The sequence below is a fragment of the Glutamicibacter sp. genome (assembly GCF_032154645.1).
Taxonomy (GTDB): domain Bacteria; phylum Actinomycetota; class Actinomycetes; order Actinomycetales; family Micrococcaceae; genus Glutamicibacter.
The window spans coordinates 274,597-290,933 of sequence record NZ_JALDXV010000001.1; the positions used below are offsets into that span (position 1 = coordinate 274,597).

Annotated in this window: 15 protein-coding genes; 5 read left to right on the forward strand and 10 right to left on the reverse strand. The window is 55.9% G+C overall.

Annotated elements, in window-relative coordinates; all coding sequences use genetic code 11:
* Positions 1–2: 2 nt before the first annotated feature.
* The 4 genes from RUH64_RS01270 to RUH64_RS01285 are packed head-to-tail and all read right to left on the reverse strand — an operon-like array spanning position 3 to position 4,703.
* The gene (locus RUH64_RS01270; protein WP_313810701.1) at positions 3–857 is read right to left on the reverse strand and encodes an ABC transporter permease; all 855 of its coding nucleotides are present in this window, start codon (positions 855–857) and stop codon (positions 3–5) included.
* Complete coding sequence (locus RUH64_RS01275; RefSeq protein ID WP_313810703.1) at positions 854–1,804, reverse strand: ABC transporter permease; 951 nt, start codon at positions 1,802–1,804, stop codon at positions 854–856. Before RUH64_RS01275 ends, RUH64_RS01270 begins: the two co-directional genes overlap by 4 nt.
* Before the next feature lie 6 nt (positions 1,805–1,810).
* The gene (locus RUH64_RS01280; RefSeq protein WP_313810704.1) at positions 1,811–3,463 is read right to left on the reverse strand and encodes an ABC transporter substrate-binding protein; all 1,653 of its coding nucleotides are present in this window, start codon (positions 3,461–3,463) and stop codon (positions 1,811–1,813) included.
* A 19-nt stretch (positions 3,464–3,482) separates the two neighbouring features.
* A complete protein-coding gene (locus RUH64_RS01285; RefSeq protein ID WP_313810705.1) occupies positions 3,483–4,703 on the reverse strand; it encodes a C45 family peptidase in 1,221 nt (406 codons plus the stop codon).
* An 87-nt stretch (positions 4,704–4,790) separates the two neighbouring features.
* Here RUH64_RS01285 and RUH64_RS01290 point away from each other — a divergent pair, with 87 nt between their 5' ends.
* From RUH64_RS01290 to RUH64_RS01305, 4 genes are all read left to right on the forward strand, one after another.
* On the forward strand, positions 4,791–5,678 hold the full coding sequence (locus tag RUH64_RS01290; protein WP_313810706.1) for a MurR/RpiR family transcriptional regulator: 888 nt from the start codon (positions 4,791–4,793) through the stop codon (positions 5,676–5,678).
* An 85-nt stretch (positions 5,679–5,763) separates the two neighbouring features.
* Positions 5,764–6,573, forward strand: a complete 810-nt coding sequence (locus RUH64_RS01295) for an SRPBCC domain-containing protein (RefSeq protein ID WP_313810707.1) — start codon at positions 5,764–5,766, stop codon at positions 6,571–6,573.
* Positions 6,570–7,088 (forward strand): maleylpyruvate isomerase family mycothiol-dependent enzyme, encoded by a 519-nt coding sequence (locus tag RUH64_RS01300; RefSeq protein WP_313810708.1) that lies wholly within the window; start codon positions 6,570–6,572, stop codon positions 7,086–7,088. Before RUH64_RS01295 ends, RUH64_RS01300 begins: the two co-directional genes overlap by 4 nt.
* Before the next feature lie 80 nt (positions 7,089–7,168).
* Positions 7,169–7,771, forward strand: coding sequence for an alpha/beta hydrolase (locus RUH64_RS01305; RefSeq protein WP_313810709.1), 603 nt, complete (start codon positions 7,169–7,171; stop codon positions 7,769–7,771).
* Positions 7,772–8,362: 591 nt separating this feature from the next.
* Here RUH64_RS01305 and RUH64_RS01310 read toward each other — a convergent pair.
* The 4 genes from RUH64_RS01310 to RUH64_RS01325 all read right to left on the reverse strand — a co-directional run bounded on the left by RUH64_RS01310 (position 8,363) and on the right by RUH64_RS01325 (position 14,272).
* A complete protein-coding gene (locus RUH64_RS01310) occupies positions 8,363–10,231 on the reverse strand; it encodes an alkyl sulfatase dimerization domain-containing protein (RefSeq protein WP_313810710.1) in 1,869 nt (622 codons plus the stop codon).
* 1,232 nt (positions 10,232–11,463) lie between these two features.
* Positions 11,464–12,321: a DUF4097 family beta strand repeat-containing protein gene (locus RUH64_RS01315; protein ID WP_313810712.1), complete on the reverse strand. Its 858-nt coding sequence runs from the start codon at positions 12,319–12,321 to the stop codon at positions 11,464–11,466.
* Positions 12,318–13,007 carry a response regulator transcription factor gene (locus RUH64_RS01320; RefSeq protein ID WP_313810713.1) on the reverse strand — a complete coding sequence of 230 codons (690 nt, stop codon included), beginning with the start codon at positions 13,005–13,007 and terminating at the stop codon, positions 12,318–12,320. Before RUH64_RS01320 ends, RUH64_RS01315 begins: the two co-directional genes overlap by 4 nt.
* Entirely contained in the window at positions 12,995–14,272 is a 1,278-nt protein-coding gene (locus RUH64_RS01325) for a histidine kinase (protein ID WP_313810714.1), read from the reverse strand. The genes RUH64_RS01320 and RUH64_RS01325 overlap by 13 nt, the downstream gene beginning before the upstream one ends.
* A 146-nt stretch (positions 14,273–14,418) precedes the next feature.
* Between RUH64_RS01325 and RUH64_RS01330 the strand changes: the two genes are divergently transcribed.
* Positions 14,419–15,240 carry an SGNH/GDSL hydrolase family protein gene (locus tag RUH64_RS01330; protein ID WP_313810716.1) on the forward strand — a complete coding sequence of 274 codons (822 nt, stop codon included), beginning with the start codon at positions 14,419–14,421 and terminating at the stop codon, positions 15,238–15,240.
* 8 nt (positions 15,241–15,248) lie between these two features.
* Here the strand turns inward: RUH64_RS01330 and RUH64_RS01335 are convergent, their stop codons facing one another.
* On the reverse strand, positions 15,249–15,671 hold the full coding sequence (locus tag RUH64_RS01335) for a VOC family protein (protein WP_313810717.1): 423 nt from the start codon (positions 15,669–15,671) through the stop codon (positions 15,249–15,251).
* A gap of 200 nt (positions 15,672–15,871) precedes the next feature.
* Positions 15,872–16,294, reverse strand: a complete 423-nt coding sequence (locus tag RUH64_RS01340) for a hotdog domain-containing protein (protein WP_313810718.1) — start codon at positions 16,292–16,294, stop codon at positions 15,872–15,874.
* Positions 16,295–16,337 lie beyond the last annotated feature (43 nt).

A 16,337-nucleotide genomic window follows, 5' to 3' on the forward strand; every position in this document is an offset into this window, starting at 1 on the left:
ATCTATCCCTTCGCCTGAAGACGGTCCGCAACGCGTACACCGACGATATTGACAGCGACAACGACCAATGCAATTGCCATACCTGGAACGAGCGTTGGCAAGAAGTATCCTTGGACAATTCCAGCCTGGCCTTCCTGAACCATTAGACCCCACTCAGAACTTGGTGGTTGGGCACCGAATCCTAAGTAGCTGAGCGTCGCTAGACTCATGAGCACTTCACCGAACTGGACGACCAAGAAACCCACTAGCGCTGGTAGCAAGTTCGGAATCACGCCGCGTACACAGATTGTTAAACCGCCCAGCCCTTGGGCACGATAGGCGTCAATGTATGGTCTTGCGATCTCGCTCAAGGCTAAGCTACGTACATATTTTGCAATGACTGGAGCATAAGCAAGGGATAGCGCGATGATGGCGGTCCATTTACCCTTCCCGAATACCGCGATAACAAGCACAACGAATAGCAAGCCCGGGAATGCGAACATGACATCGGTAAGACGAGCCAATACGGTGTCTACCCAACCACCACGCCATGCAGCCGTCACACCAATGGCGACCCCAAATGTCGTAGCCAGAGCCAACAAAATTACAGGACCTACGAGCGTTTCTCCAGCTCCGGCCAAGAGGCGGGAATAGAGGTCTCGCCCCAACTGATCGGTGCCGAGAACATGCTCCGCACTTGGCCCTGCCCAAATGGACGAAAAATCAATTTCGTCTCCGGAGTATGGCGCCATGTATGGTCCGGCGATTGCCGCAAGACCTGCGACCACAAGAAATACTGATGCCGCCCAAAAACCAAGGGAATTGTTCTTTCGTTTTTTACGGCGTATGCGCGATTGTGGGGGCATGAGTATAGTCATGAGGTCACCGCCTGTTGTTTTATTCGAGGATCCAGAAGTGGTAGGCATACATCCACAATGGTCGTTACGAGCATGTAAGCGACCACCATAAAGAGCAGAACAGCCTGAACTAGCGGGAAGTCATGGGTGTTGATACCTTCAACGAGTAGAGATCCGATTCCTGAAAGGCCAAAGACCGTTTCCACAGCGACGGTTCCAGCAATCATGCTTGCTGTCACCAACGCAACCATGGTGATGATGGGACCCCATGCGCTTCTAAGCACATGGTCCCGAACGATGAAGCGCTCGCGGAGCCCCGTCGCACGAGCTGCTTCAACATGTTCAGAATCGAACTGTTCGACCATTGATTGCCGAGTGACTCTGCTAATTATGGCCAGGGCACCGAGTGAGAGGGTAATGGCAGGAAGAGTCAACGAGTACAACCTGTTCAGCCCACCGCTTCCTGCACCAGCCACAGGAAACCATTGCAGTTCAACTGCAAAGACTGCCACGAGTGTGATGCCTAGTACGAACGCAGGAATGCTTGCGGCAAGAGTTGTTGCTCCAACAATAATCGTGTCCGCTGCACGCCGTCGACGAACTGCCGCAATGATGCCAAGCCCAATACCGAAAATGCATATAAGGACAGCGGCGTACGTGACAAGACCTAAAGTAACGGGCAGGCGTGATGCCAAAATCATGGACACCGGCTGGCGATATTTGAATGACTCGCCCAAATCGCCACTGAAGACCCCCGTTACCCAATGCCAGTATTGAGCAATGAGCGGTTCATTCAAATGATATTGAGCTTGAATACTTGCAAGCCGTTCTGGCGTGATGTCCTCAGAACTACCGACAAGGAACGTTATGGGATCTCCAGGAGCCGCAAACATGGCAGCAAAAATTACAAATGATGCGATTGCAAGCGTCAGGATCAGTCCACCGAGTTTTCGGATAGTACGCGACATTTCTAACTATCCCTTCGTACTGCCGAGGTCCGCGGCCCATGGGTAGTAAATGTATGCGGCCGACGATGGCGCCCCGGTAATCTGATTGGACATTACAAGCGTTGAGGGAGTTGCGACGAGCGGAAGCCAGATTGCGTTTCCGACCCATTTCTTTTCCAGCTCGATGGTTTTCTTTGCTCGTTCTGCGTCATCAGTTGAGGCGTACGCTTCGTCCACGATTTTGTCGTATTCGGGGTCGGAGTAGCCCACGAAATTACGTGCGGAATCTGAGCGTCCATTCTTATAAAATCCCAGTGGATCTGCTTTTGAGATGTAGTAAACATCCGGCCATATATCTGCAGAGTTACGGAGCTGTTCATCATTGTAGAAATCTCCATACTGGACTTCCGGTACTGCAAGAATTTCGGTTTCAATCCCAATTTTCTTAGCTGCATCTGTCAATGCACCCGCAATCACGTTGTGCACGGAGGAACCGTTCGAAGCTATGACTAATGGACCCTCCGGAATACCTGCCTCGGAAACCAAGGCCTTGGCCTTTTCGATGTCGGCGTCGCTTGGCTTTGCTGGGGCACCTTCAAGTTCGTCGTAGGCAGCTTTGAATGTTTCAGGTTCGTATCCCCAAGCTCCAGAACCTACGGGAGTTTTCCATGGCATTGCCAAACCGCCAAAGGCTGCTTTCGCGATACCTTCACGATCAATTGCGAGCGATAACGCTTGGCGCAGTCGCACATCGGTAAGTGCCCCTTTCGGCGTTACTTCGCCGACCCAAGCATTTGTTGAAGGGCCTTGAAATACCAGATTCGAGGCATTCGAGATGAATGGTCTGGCTGCCCCAGGGTTCTCAAAGTATGCACCCTGAACTTCTCCAGCAGTCAAGCTGTTGATCGCTGCGGCTTCGTCAGCCCAACGGAGGACAACACGTTCTGTTTTCGCGACACGATCTTTCTGCCAATAGTCATCGTTTCGTACTAGGGTCAGGTGCTGTCCAGGAACCCAATCCTCAACCTTAAAGGGGCCTCCGCACGCTGACTCTGAATTCGGGCTACCGAATTTCTCACCTTCTGATTCGATGACCCTTGGGTTCCAAACGATGCCTCCGTCACCGGCCATTGCTTGTAAAAAGATCGCGTCCGGCTGCGTAGTGGTGACTGTTATCTGGTCGTCAGCCGTCTGATCAATCGAAACCACGTTTTGGTATTCATCTGACTCGGCTGCGCCGTCAGCCGCGTGTCTCTTCAAGCTCCACAGAACATCAGCTGTCGATACCTTACTTCCGTCGTGGAATGTGGCGTCTTGTCGAATGGTCAATTCTAAATGTGTCTTATCGGTCCATTCTGCTGACGATGCGATGCCCTTGCCCAACGATAGGTCCGGCTGAACTTGCATTAGCCGATCACACGTGTTTGCCAGAATCATGTCATCCGGCGTCGTTGCGTCAATGTCTGCATCAAGTGTTGTGGGTTCACCGGGCAGCATCCAACTTACAGTTTCCAAGGGTCCTTCAGCTTTAGGGGAGGAAGGGCCGAAAGGTACATTGAGGTTCTGGCCGGCATTACTGTTTGCACCTTCAGTACCATTCGCACAACTAGTCAGGCCTAGGGTGGCGACCATCGTTAGGCCCGCTACAGATACGACCCAGCGATACTTCTTGTTCATCATGGTGATACTCCTCATTGAGCTAACGATGCGTTGAATTGGAAAGGCTAGAAACGTATTCGGCGGATTCTATGCCGCCTGGACCGTCGTAAATATTCCACGGAAGCTGTGTATAGGGTGTTTCGCACGGGTAGCCAGCCGCTACGTGATATTCGCCAGTAGTTAGATCAACACAGCTGGATAGCAAGGTTGACCACTGTTTCAGCGGGTCTGATGTTGTCACCGGGTGGGTGCAGACCCCTTCCGGATATCCCAAATGGTCAGACATTGCAGCTCTTACTAACTCTCGGCCTTGATCGGGAGTTGTAGCAGCTGACACTTTTCGGAGCCCCTCGGTCACGCGCGGTAATCGGATCAGCGAGTCAACCGAGGCAGGTCGGTACCGGCCAGCTAATTGAGGTGGTACTGATGCTTGGTAGTGATTCGCGTGTGCAATCAGACCGCCTTCTGGGTATATCCAATCAGCACCATGGGGTGTGGTTTCAACGTCAATCCCGAAACCACTGCGGTGTCCCAAAAGCGCATTGCTTGCGATGTGGGGACGGGTTTTGAGCAACATCTTCAGAGCTGAAGCTAGATCGGATTGATCGAGTACTAGCCGGCGAATAAGAGTTTGAGGAAGACCTAGTTCTTCACCGAACGTACCGCCCATGCCATTGGCATTGAGAGCGATGCCAGCTGAGTTGGCTCCGTGACGGCCAACTTGTCCCGCTTCAACTTGCATGACGATGGTTGGCAATGGATCCTGCTTGATCCTCAGTACCATTGTGGTTTCAGCAGTGAGAGTCCGCCAATCCCAATTCTGTCCAATTAGCGTATGCCCAGTGCCACTGGCATCGCCGGTGAGGAAAAACGAAGTGCAGCCGTCAACCGAACTGCGTTCTTCCTCATCGACGCCCAATGCTGATTGTGCGAGTCCTTGGCCTGCCTGTTGAGCCCGGTAGCTATGGACGAATTCACCACGCAAATTGAGTGTAAGAATTTCTTCAAATGACACGTCCGCCCCTTCAGCGATTCCTCGCATTTCTTCGACAAGGTGCGGGGCTAGCTGATTGCACAATGGCAGCCACTTAAGTACTGAGCTTGTAATAGACGGCCAGTCCATGCTGGTCTGTTGCTTCAATGCAGCGGAGTAGTAGTTGATGGCAAGCGCAATAAGATCATGTGCTTGCTCGCCGTACTGCTGACCTCTCTGGCGCGGAGTGCCGCTGATCTCAACCAGTCTGATCAGTGAAGTGTTCACGCTGGCTTCCTCTCAATCTCCCTAAAGCGGGTAAAGTATGGAACAACCATTACAGAAGTTCACGATTATGAATGAGATCTTACACACATGGACGACTTTGTAACAAGCGATACAGCTAATCCATCAATAACAAAACTGCGCGACAGAATTGCACGCTTTTGGGATGAGCTTTCGAGAGCTGAAAAGTCGGTCTGTCGAGTCTTGTCTTCTACGTCAGCTGAGCATCTTCTCTATTCCAGCGCGGCAGACTTGGGGCAGCAAAGCAAGACATCCAACGCCACAGTGGTTCGCACTTTGCAGTCACTTGGGTATTCGGGGCTTTCTGAACTAAAGCAGGAAATCGCGGCGCCCCTAACCTCGACAGTCTCTCCGGAAGTGCGCCTCCAGCACCGCATTAATCATCTCGGGCAAGACTTGAATCGTATTCAGGCAGAGATTTGGGCGGAAGCTCAGGGTCTGCTTGAAGTTGGTAAAGGCGCCAACTCAAGCGACACTTTTGCATCCGCGATCAATATCCTGGTTAGGTCGAACACTATTTATTGTTATGGGCTAGGGAGCTCGGCCGTCGCTGCTGACCATCTTGCCATTCGGCTCGGCCGTACCGGCATCCCCACTCGACGGCTATCAACAGATGGGTTTCGATTGGCTGATGAAATCCTACATTTCGGCGCCCAGGACACCCTGATCATTTTTTCCCCAGGGCGCAAGACGAGAGACATTGAGGCCCTGATTGATCAGGTGCAACTCGTAGGAGGCTCCACCATCTTGGTTACAGATCATTTGCATGAAAAGCTTTCACAAAATGTTTCTGTGGTTCTCCGAGCGCCTTTGACGCCGACGGGGCTGACCTCAGATAGCTTTACGGCAGTAATTGTTGGCGACATCTTGGCTCAAGGAATTACTGCGGTTGGGCCTGATATTGCATTGCGGTCATCGCATGTACTCAATGACATTCGAACTCGACTTGGCTATTAAAAGCGGGTTCGCAATTTGCTAACTCCACCCGAGTGCCTTTCCCGGCCTATTGACTTATGCAGGTAAATGCCTGCATGATGTTCCTATGAAGGACATGGAAGCCGAATTGGGACTTGCCTTCAAAGCCTTGGCTGATCCCACCCGGCGACTATTGTTGGACCAGCTGCGCCACCATGACGGGCAAACACTGACCGAGCTATGCGGCAAGATCAGCATGGCTCGCCAGTCAATAACCCAGCATCTAGATATCCTGGCCGCCGCACATCTGATCACCGTTGTTCGTCGCGGACGAGAACGTCTGCATTTTCTTAATCCCACGCCCATCCATGCGATCGGCGAGCGTTGGATCTCCGCCTACGAGGTTCCACGTTTGGAAACACTTTCTGCGATCAAGCATCGAGCTGAGGACTCAGCCATGACAAACAGTTCAACACCCATCCCCACCTATGTATACGTGACCTATATTCGGGCCAGCGCCGAAGAAGTATGGAATGCGCTGACCGATGCGGACCTCACCGCCCAATATTGGGGCCATGCAAATATTTCCGATTGGCAGCCCGGCTCCCCGTGGGAGCATCGACGAGTCGACGGCTCGGACCGCGCCGACGTCACCGGGCAGGTGCTGTCCGTGGACCCACCCAACGAATTGGTGATCACGTTCGAGGATTCAGACGAACCTCGCGAACATGGTTCATCGGTGGTGCACTTCAACATTGAACCTCATGAAGGCATCGTCCGATTGACGGTCCGACATGAGAATCTTCCAAATCTGGATATGCGCAACGGCATCGCGCGGGGCTGGCCAGCGGTCTTGGCCAATCTCAAGTCCCTGTTGGAAACCGGCTCGGTGCTGCCCACAGCGCCGTGGAATATGCCGGAGCGTGAGCTCTCATGAGCCGCGCAAGCTTCACCGCGGCAGGACACTATCTGCAAGAACAGATGGCGCTGCTGAGCACTGCAAATCTTCACCGGCAAAGCGGCTGCGCGAACTGGGACGAACAACACCTGATCAATCACGTGGCGCAGGTGGCCAACGCCGTCTGTGAGACCGCAGGAGGCGCGCCATTTGCGGTCCCCAAGCAGGCCGAAACCATTGCAAGTACCCCCAAGGAAGCTGCGTCCTCGGTGGAACATGCATTGGATCTGCTGGAGAGCGGACCCATGCTGAACATGGCGTCCATCGAATTCACCGCCCATGGCTGGGATCTTGGGATCGGAATGGATCCTCAGCACCGGATCCCCGAAGAGCTCGCCGAAAAGGTACTGGAGCTGGCCAGGGGCATGCTTACCGACGAATTGCGCGGTTCGCACTTTGCACCGCGGCGGCAGGTGCCGGAGAGTACAAATGCATCGGACAGGCTTGTGGCATTCTTGGGACGAGTTCCACCGGGGCAGGCCAATAACCAGTGAAACGCGTGTGGCAGGTTGCCAGCAACGGGATCAAGCTCACCGTTCATAGCCGGTTGAATGGAACTGTCCGTAGGCGACCGGTGCTCTTGCTAGCCGGTACCGGAGAGACCGCGGCTGATTGGAATTGCATTGCTGCGGATCTAGCTCGGGACCGCATGGTGCATGCCGTGGACCTTCGGGGCCATGGGCTGAGCAGCTGGCCAGGTGAATACAGTATTCAGGCCATGGCCGATGATGTCATGGAGCTGCTGCCCGCACTTGGCGGTCCAGTTGATCTGGTGGGGCATTCACTGGGTGGGTTGGTGGCGGCGCACGCCGCCCAGGACAGTCAGTGGGTTTCGCGCCTGGTACTGGAAGACGTGGGTTTGCCGCGGCCCCGCATTCCCAGTACCCCAACCCGTCCAGAAGGGGCGCTGGAATTTGATTGGGCCATGGTGGAACAGATCCGCCCGCAGATCGATCAGCCCGATTTTCCATGGGAGCAGATCTTTTCAAACATCAAGGTACCCACCGAGATCATTTCCGGAGGCCGAGAAAGCTTCGTCCCTGCCGAATTAGTTGAGCAGCTTGGCGGCCTGATCCCGGACTGCAGCATCAGCACGCTGCAAACAGGTCATCTGGTTCATGCCACTGACCCGGACGGTTTTATTCGGCTGGTTCGTGCGCATCTGGATGGTCGCTGAAATCTTCGCTAATCCTCACAATTTCCGAGACCTGATTAATAATTCATGATGGCAGGCTGCGATGTGGATTAATGCGGTTTCCAGGGGAGGTCTGCGGGTGACGCGGCTTGATGGTTCTTAGCAGCTAGGGCGTAGTTTCGACCTGAAAACACCGGAGTCCAACTAAGACTTTGCAACTCAATTCCCGAAGTTCCTAAAGGCATCGTCGAACCACGGGATGATTCCATCGACCCTTAGTCGTTGCGGTTGGTTCGTACGACGGGCTCAGACAATCGAAATACGCCGAAATGCCGACGACCGATTCTTCAGAGTGTTCGCCATAGAACTCACTTCGATCGTCTCCGCAGGCAAGGCTTTGGTCAGGTCATGGAGCAGATCCCACTAAAAGATCTTCCCAAAGCCCGGCGAAGGCACCCGACGTGTACAAATCATCCGCTGATAAACAATCACCGTTGTTTCGACGATCTCGATGGCAAGGCATGCTACACGTTAGTATGCGAAGAGCCCTTTATCTACGCCGTAAATATTCCGGATAGCAGTGTGCCCGCCACCTTGAAAAGTGACGGGCACGAAGCATCATGTGACTCTCGCCTATGGGGTCACGATGGCGAAATCTGGATCGCCTGGTTCGACAACCGACAGCAGTTTGCCGATAACCGAAACGTCGCCGTCAATCTCAACGCCCTCGGATTCCGAGTCGCCGGCCACCAGCTGCAGCAGGCGCGGCTTGGACAGGGACAGGGTTACGTCAACGTCGCCCTTGCCGTCTTCCAGGTAGATCAAGGCACCGTTGTGCAGGGTCAGGCGGAAGCTGCGGTCCAGATCGGTGATGTTGATGCGGATCGCCAGGTCCAAGTCCCATGCCTTTGGACCATTGATCTGAATGGCGATGGCGTCGAAAAGCATCTCCGGCGAAAGCTGTGCAACCACTGCAGGAGCGTTGGTGGACAGCGGGGTGCCAAAGCTGCCGTCGCGCAGCTCGGTGGCACCGCCCAGGTAGAAGTTGCGCCAGGTGCCGTTTTCGGAACCATAGCCAAGCTGCTCCAGGGTGTCTGCGTACAGTGCGCGTGCGGCGACGTGGTTCTGGTCGGTGAACACCGCGTGATCCAACAGGGTCGCTGCCCAACGGAAGTCACCTTCATCGAAGGCTTCCTGAGCAACCTCGACCACACGGTCAATGCCGCCAATGGCCTTCACATAACGCTTGGCGCCCTCTTCAGGGGTGTGGGCCCACAGGCGTGCAGGGTTGCCGTCAAACCAGCCAAGGTAGCGCTGCACAATGGCCTTGACGTTGTGGCTGACCGAGCCGTAGTAGCCGCGGGCGTGCCATGCGTTTTCCAGTGCTGGCGGCAGCTCGAAGACCTCGGCGGCTTCGGCTCCGTTGTACCCCAGGTTGATCAGGCGCAGGGTCTGGTCGTGCAGGTAGGCGTAGAGGTCGCGCTGCAGGCCCAGGTAATCAATGATTTCCTCTGTACCCCAGGTTGGCCAGTGGTGCGAGGCGAAGACCACGTCGGTCTTGTCGCCGTACCGGTCGATCGCCTCGCTGAGGTACTTGGACCACACGTGTGGGTCGCGAACCACAGCGCCGCGCAGGGTCAACAGGTTGTGCAGCGTGTGGGTGGCGTTCTCGGCCATCGACAATGCCTTGAACTGCGGGAAGTAGAAGTGCATCTCCGAAGGAGCTTCGGTGCCCGGAGCCATCTGGAATTCGATCTCCACACCGTCGAAGGTGTGGGTTTCACCGGTGGTGGTGATTTCCAGGGTTGGCGGCAGGATGCCGATCTCGCCGATGGAGTTGGTCTGGCCCAGGCCAGCGCCGACCTGGCCCTGCGGACCGCGCTCCAAGGCTGCACCGTACATGTAGGCCGAACGGCGCGACATGGCGGTACCTGCATAGACGTTCTCGGACACTGCGTGCTCAACGAAGCCCTCTGGGGCGATGATCTGCACCTTGCCTGCATCGACCTCCTCCTGCGAGGTCACGCCGAAGATGCCGCCGAAGTGGTCGACGTGCGAGTGGGTGAAGATCACTGCCTTAACCTCACGCTCGCCGCGGTGCTCGCGGTACAGCTTCAGACCTGCGGCGGCGGTCTCCGTGGAAATCAGCGGGTCGATCACGATGATGCCGGTGTCGCCCTCGATGATGGTCATGTTCGACAGGTCGATGCCGCGCAGCTGGTAGATGCCGTCGACGACCTTGAACAGGCCCGAGCGTGCGACCAGAGTCGACTGACGCCACAGGCTGGGGTGAACGGTATCAGGTGCATCGCCCTTGAGGAATGCGTAGCTGTCGTTGTCCCAAATGACCTTGCCCTCGGCATTGTGGACGACGTTGGGAGTGAGATCCGCGATGAAGCCGCGCTCGGTGGCCTCAAAGTCGCGAATATCGTTGAATGGCAATGCTGCACGGGCAGCTTCTTGCTGTGCGCGGATTGCCGCTGTAGCAGGCTTATGCTCCATCAGAAGTCTCCAATCATAGGTAACGATCAATTCATATCGCGTGCCAACAGCGCACCGGTGACAACTCATCCTTAACGGGTTAGTCCCCGGTGAATATTAGGCCAGCGCAATGCAAGTTGAGAAAGGTTCTCTACTTTAAGCACGATTGTCTTAGCGTGGGGCATTCTGCCCAGCTGGTAATCACCCGCACCGAACTTACAGTAAGTGACTTGGTTGCATTTATCTATACAACTCAGAACTTGAACACATCAGAACAATCCCGAAGACGCTTCTAGCGTCGAATTGCTTGGATGAAATGTAGATGAAAAAGTTCAGTAGAACTTTGGCAAGTGCGTTTCTCATACTGACGCTAGGCATCGTTGCCCTTCACACAACGGGATCTTTCGATGCATTTCTTGCCCGCCGCCGGGTGGGTGTATGTGCTTGACCCAGAGATCGGGAACCTATGCGTGCTTAATAGCCGAAACGACAGTTTGCGATTGGGGCATTCCAATAAATAGTTTCAGATCAAATTGCTATTGCGGGGATACACATGTTTTTGCCGGAAGATTTATCAATCGGTCTACGCGTATGGCTGAGGCCACCAAAGTACTGCGTCCGGACCGGCCGCGGTGTACATTGCACCAAACGCCGGAAGAATGCAGCCCACGTTTCCGTGGCAAAGATTAGTGTCAGCTTACGTTCCGCGGGTTGAGTGCGCGGTGACTAGGTACAGAAAGGCGAAGTGTTCTGAAACGGTCGAAAGCAATTTGGTGACATTTTACAAGTGAATCGCTTCGTGAAGTGATCTCACCACCACGCTGTCTTAACGATGGGTGATGAGCTCGTTGGAATTATGCAGGAGTGCATATGCTATTGAGCGGGCCATTGACGTGGAATCAGGAAGCGCAGAGGCTAACATCGTGCCTTTGCCAGAGCCGCCAGCAGGAACGAGAACGATGCGGTCCACACACCTTGGCGACGGCGCTCGAATGGCAAAATAAACTTATCGTCGCGCGTGAGGGTTCCTAAGGTCAGCGATTCGAGCCAGGCTGACCCATTCGAAGTGAGAACGGACCCTGTGCTGCACAGTGGGTCTCCGCGCAAAACGCCCGGCCGGAAAGTTCCGGCCGGGCGAATACTTTAACAATATTAGTAGTAGCCTAGACAGTCCTGGCCCGACAATACTTAGAGTTTGCAGTCGAACTCTCTGAAACATCAGAATTTTCGCCGCACCTCAGCCCCGTCAGGGCCTACTTGCCTGTGGTTGGCATGCCGCCTGGAATCAGCACCGCACTGCCTGCAGAAGTAGTGACGTTGATGGTCCTAGGCGACGAAGTAGAGGTCTGCAAACCATTTTCAACACTGCCAGCCGAGGAACTGCTGGTGACCTTGTACACGGTGTCCGGGACTGTCAGCTGTAGGGTTCCGGCACTAACCTTCCCGTCAACTTGTTGCGGCGCAGTACCTGAGAACTTTCCGTCCAAGCGGCCGGCGGACACATCCAAATCTGCCTGTTGGACATCTTTCAAGGTGAGGTCTGCTCTGCCCGCGCCCAGCGTGGCATCGACGTTTCTTGCAGCGCCGTTCATGAGCAGCAGCCCTGCACTTACATTGAGTTTCAGGTCATCAAAGTTGCCATATACGTTGAATTCACCTGCTCCGAGAGCAAAGTCTGCATCCAGGCTTCCGTCATTTAGCTCCTGCGGCAGGGTTAGGGTGATTTCGTTGTCATCCTTGGCGCAGCCGAAGAAGCAGAAGCTCATCCAGCCAGCCGGAGGGCGGACCTCAAGGGTCTGTCCACTGCGTTCGAGGGTCCATTCGTCGCCGCTGGAGCTGCGCACATCAAGCACCGCTTGATCGGTCGGTGCGAATTCAAGATTGAACGACCCTGTGCTTGCGCGGATGTCCAATGCTGTCACCCCCTTGGCATCCACGCTTTGCACCACATGACTGGTGTTCAAGGTGGCGATGGCTTCACGGGTGGTACTGATCAGCATGGTCATCAGCGCCAGTATTCCAAGCACCGCCAAAATGATATTCAGTGGTTTTGCCGAACCCCGTGGGGCCGGGGGAGTTGGCGGTAGCGGGTTCATGGTCGGCGTGCTCATTGGTTCGTCCTGTCTGTGCGATTAGTGCCCAGATTTTCGATGTGGGCCAGGGCTGCCAGCACGCGCCGGTTACCCGTTCCGTCAGCTTCCAAACCAAGCTTCTGGAAGATGGAGGTGATGTATTTTTCAACGCTCGCCTCGGAGAGGAAGAGCAGTGCAGCGATCGCCTGATTCGATTTGCCCTCGGCCAAGGCCGCCAGGACCGTGCGTTCACGGTCCGTCAGCTGCTGCATCTTGGCGTCGTGGTTTTTCCTGGTCAACAGCTGGGCCACCACTTCCTGGTCCAGTACTGTGCCACCGCCGGCTATCTGTTCCAGCGATGCAATGAAGTCAGATACATCTGCCACGCGGTCCTTGAGCAGGTAGCCCAGGGATCCGGACTGGGTGGCGATCAGCTCCGATGCGTAGCGCTCCTCGACGTACTGGGAGAGCACCAGCAACGGCAGGTCCGGGTAGCGGTCGCGGATAGCAAGTGCCGCCCTGATGCCCTCATCCGTGTACGTCGGTGGAAGCCTGACATCGAGGATGCAGATCTGCGGGAAGCTGTCTTGGTCGGCCTGCTCCAAAAAATCCATCAGCCCGCTGGTGTCCGGCAGGTCTGCCACCACCTGATGGCCGGTGTGGGCCAACAGGCGGACCAGCCCTTCGCGCAGCAGGACCGAGTCTTCGCAGATTAAGACGCGCATGGGACGCTGACCTCCAGTGCAGTGGGACCGCCCTGCGGGCTGTCGAGGGTGAATGTTCCGCCGGCTGCGGCGACCCTGTTGGTGATGCCGTCAAGTCCGCCGCCGGGGGTGATCCTTGCGCCACCGGTGCCGTTGTCCTCGATGCGCGCCCAGAGGGTGCGCTGAGCGTTCTCACCGGTGCGCTCGCGCACGGTGACCCGGCAACTTGACGCCCGAGAATGCTTGGCTGCGTTGGTCAGGGCTTCGGCGATGGCGAAGTACACCGCGGCTTCGGCATGGCGAGGATAGCGTCCGGCAAGCTGTACATCGAGCTGCACTGGAATGTGGGAGCGACCGGCGATGGCAGAGAGTGCTGCATCAAGTCCGCGGTCATCAAGCACCGAGGCGTAGATTCCCCGGGTGAGCTGGCGCAGCTCGGTAATTGCCGACTTCGTGGAAGCGTGCGCCTCGGCTACCAGGGCCTTTGCCTGCTGCGGGTCGGTATCGATTTGCTGGTGGGCGAGCCCCAGGGTCATTGCCACCGACACCAATCGGGGCTGGACGCCATCGTGCAGGTCGCGTTCGATGCGGGTGCGCTCAAGCTCTGCTGCACGCATCGCCCCTTCACGCTGCACCGTCGTGGTGCGTACGCGTTCGGTCAGCTCTGTCTGCAGGGCGCTGGTGCCGACGATCGACACGGTGATGACGCGGTGCAGGAAGATCATTCCCACCGCCAAGGCGGCACCGAGAATCGCCACGAGGAACATCCACGGGGCATCGCTGGCAGGCACCGTCAATCCGAACGGTCCGCTGATGCTTTCCGATTCGGTCAACGGGGCAAAGGAGGTGATGCTCAGGCGGATCATCCATTCCAGTCCGCCCAGCATCGTGGTGCCGAGGAAACAGGAGACCGCGAAGCTGCCGAACGCAGCCCACATCCTTCCATGCCCGAGATTCTTGAGCAGCGAGCGGACCCACGCGCCAAAGCCGGGCGCCTGCTGACGGATCCAGTAGAGGTCCGGAACTTGCAGCCGGTAGAGGTCTGCGACGCGTCGGACTTCCATACGGGCGGTGCCGAAGACGACGTAGAGCAGACCCGTGAGAAGTATCAGGCCGAAGCCCAGCAGGAACGTCAACGCCACCCCGGCGGCGAACCATGCGGCAAGCACCGAAATAAATACCATGCCGAAGGTACCCAGGGCTGCCATTTGAAGGAGGGTGGACCATAGTCTCAGGCCCGGCCGAGCTGGCAGCATGCCCGGGTGTCCCTGCTGTGTTGAAGTCATATCTCAACCCTAATCAGGGCCGTAAACTTCGAACACCGAGGGTTCCGTAGTAGTTAATTATGGAAAACCCGAAACCCCGCACGGATTCACCGGCAGTTTGATTTTCGTCAACGAGAAAGTTGCAAACCTTACCTAGCCTGAACCCCATGGGCAGACTATTTGTTGCGCTGGGTGATTCCTTTACCGAAGGCGTGGGCGACTGGGAAACACGCCTGCCCAATGGGGTTCGCGGCTGGGCCGACAGGGTTGCCAAGCAGCTGTCGAAAATCGATCCGAGTTGGCAATACGCGAATCTCGCACTGCGCAGCCGGCGTCTGGACGGCATCGTTGATGAACAGATTGATGCGGCGATTGCGATGAATCCTACGGTGATCAGCTTCTACGCCGGCGGCAACGACATCCTGGAACTGCGGCAGGACATGGAGAATTTTCTGGACCGCTACGAGGCGGCGGTGGACCGCTTGGCTGCCAGCGGGGCACAGATCCTGTTGTTCACCGGTTTCGACATCCCGGTGCATCCGGCACTGGCCCCATTTAAGCGCCGTAATTGGAAGTTCAACGATCGCGTTCGGCTGATTGCCGCAAAACATCCCAAGTCCGTCGTCTTGGTCGATTACTGGTCTTGGGATATCTACCGCGATCACCGCATGTGGGATGTGGACAAGCTGCATATGAACCGCGCCGGCCACCGCTACATGGCCATCAGAATTCTGGAAATCCTCGGGGCCAAGCATCAACTGGTCTTTGAACCTCTGGGACTTTCCGAACGCATGGGACCGATCCAGATGATGCGGCGGGATGTCGAATGGATGCAGCAGTGGGTGCTGCCGATGTTCGGGCGCCGACTGCGCGGGGTGACCTTGGGGGATGAGCTTGAGCCGCGCTGGCCGACTCCGATCTACCCTGCGAAGGGCATGAAAAAACAGTTCCGCAGACGCCATAGGGCGACTGCGGAACTGCATAGCTAGGAGCTGACCTACGCGCCCGGGTTTTCTATAGCCTCAGGGCTCATCCATGCGATTTCCCAAACATGGCCGTCGGGGTCCTGCACGGCCGCCTGATACATGCCCGGGAACGGTTCGTCGGCGGGGCGGTAAATTTCGCCGCCGCCCGCCAGGGCATTGGCAACAAACTGGTCCACACCTTCACGGGTCTCGGCGGAGAGAGCGTTGAGGCATTCGCGCCGCCCGCTACCGGTGACAGCAACGTCGCCGTTGACTAGGAACCCTGAGAAGAATTCCTCGCGCAGCACCATGACGAGGATGTTCTCCGCAATGAACCATGAGGTTGCGTTTTCATCGGAGAAGGTGTCGTTCTTGGTGAAGCCCAGGGACGAGTAGAACTTATCTGCCCGATCAAGGTCCGACGTCGGGAGATTGACGAAAATCATTTGACTCATGAATAGTCCTTTGCTGTGGCCAGACGGCGCTTATGAGGTCGGGCAACACTCTGCTAGAAGAACTCGTCGAGCGCAATGCTTTGGGGGAAATTGGTTGTTAAAGTTTTTCGCCCATTGTCTAAGCAGAAAATTGCAAAGACAACGGGCGAAGAAACAGCTCAATCCAATATTTGGAGCGGCTGAGGATATCGGAGGTAAACCTAGATCAGTGCCTTGGTGATTTCCAGCGGGATGCGATCCCGGGTGTAGGTGATCTGGTCATAGCCGTGCGGCTGTGGTTTGCCGTCTTCGCCCATGTTCACGAAGACCAATTTTTCGATGGTCAGGATGGATTCCTGGGTAAAGATGTTGCGAACCTCTGCCCGCAGGGTGATTGAGGTGCGGCCAAAGTCGATGGCCGTCAAACCCATTTCAATCAAATCACCTTCGCGGGCCGAAGCGATGAAGTTGATCTCGGACATGAACTTGGTTACTACGTGCTTGTTGCCCAGCTGGATGATCGAGTAGATCGCCGCTTCTTCGTCAATCCAACGCAGCAGGCTACCGCCGAACAGCGTGCCATTGGCGTTCAAGTCTTCTGGGCGAACCCACTTGCGCGTGTGAAAAGTAATACCCTTAGCCATAGAAGAAATGCTAAGTCAGGCAAGCCTCGCATTGCAGTAAGCT